Raw genomic sequence first — 1,648 nt, forward strand, 5'->3', positions numbered from 1 at the left:
TCAGCGGACTGCATTTCCTGGTGTTTGCAGTGCTCATGTTGCCCGCCGCCGCGCGGGTGCTGGCCGCAGCGGGAAGTTCATAACACCCTCTAGGCAATTGAGGTCCTTCATTTGGCCCCATGACCGAGTTCCGGTTCACGCGTAAGCCTGGCGCACCTGCCATCAACAATGCAGCAGGAACTGACATTGCGCTTGCGCCAGCGTCAAATGCACCTTGACTACGCACATCGTGGGATAGGCCTTCATCTCCAGCGACATTGATACCACCAGCGAACGCCCCCAAACCTTTTCCAACTGGCACAACACCCAGACTCAGCACATTTATGAGTTCTTGATCAAGTGCTGGTGTCGTTCCAATGCTCTTCTTCCACCCGAATGAATCGATATCGAAGGTAATCTGCACCATCGGGCGCTCGCCAAAACTTGGATTTGGATTAGCTTTTTCCCACAATGCATAGTCTTGTTCGGAAATACGCGAGGGGTCACTACCTCCAAGCATCCACGTCGCGCCAGCTGAAACAAATCCGTTAAGTACAGATTTAAAGAGAGACTTCGCACTTGGATCACTGTTAATCTGGTTGCGAACTGCCTTGCTAGGATCCGAAGTTACTCCGGCCTGCTCGTACTGATCCCCGTAATCCGTAATTGTGAGCCCCATTTGAAGCCGCAATTCAGTCTCACCACTTAAAGTGATTTGATTTTTTATGCCTTCGATAGCGCGAAGATTACCGAACCTAAGACCCAAGCCATTAGGTGATAATGGATCTAATCCAGATTCATATTCGCCGGCCGGAAATTTTTTTGCCGTATCGCCTGAAAAACCTACATCCGCTAAAGATGATCCCAGCGCATTTCCAAACGCATCGGTCGCCACCTGCTGCACGCTTATCCGCCCCCCTTGTGCGAATGCAGCCACAGCTCCCCCGGCAAAACCAGAGACAGCGCCCCTAGCGAAGCCTCCCCCAAACTGCCCCAGTTCCGCGAATGCTGGCGGTACCACCGGGCCCGCCATGCCTTCCCGCAGTGTATGGCCCTGTAGCGCCTCTCCAACTAGCCCGCTCACAGCGCCACCCGCAGCGCTCGCCGCCACGCTCTTCCAGTCGAACCGGGGTTGCAACCCCGTAACCACCCCAACTCCCTGCGTGAGCGCGCTGGAGGCCGCTTGACGGAGTGCCGTCGTCTCCCATCCAGAGCCCTGAAGAAGGCCAGTTGAATTCAGGCCGCTGTTGAAACCGCCGCTCAGTGCACTCAGCGCAACATTCTTCCAACTGAAGCCATCCTGGACGCCCAGGGCGTTGCCGACCAACTGGCCTGCGATCGATCCCACGGTTCCGCCAATTGCACCTCCGACCAAGAGGCTTCCCCCCGTCCAAGTTGCCGCCCCACCGGCCACCATAGATCCTGCAGTGGTACCAGTGACCAACGCAGCACCCTCGGCTGTTGCTCCGATCGCTGTGCCGTAGTTCATCAGGTAGTACTGCTGTGTCACAGCAGCTACCACGATAACGACAACCATGGCGATGATTGCCCCTACCGCCCCGCACCCGCCCCCATTCGCCGGCACCGGCAACACCGGATCCATGCTCCCCATCGCCTGGCTCGGGTCGTACGGCTGGAACGTCTCCACGCCGTTCGCATTCAGCGACAG

1 pseudogene is annotated in these 1,648 nt (G+C 57.1%); it reads right to left on the reverse strand.

The features are described 5' to 3' along the window. A pseudogene (locus tag BLR05_RS26730) lies at positions 1–1,516 on the reverse strand (hypothetical protein); the annotation flags it as partial. Between the last annotated feature and the right edge of the window lie 132 nt (positions 1,517–1,648).

The sequence above is a fragment of the Paracidovorax cattleyae genome (genome assembly GCF_900104515.1).
GTDB lineage: Bacteria > Pseudomonadota > Gammaproteobacteria > Burkholderiales > Burkholderiaceae_C > Paracidovorax > Paracidovorax cattleyae.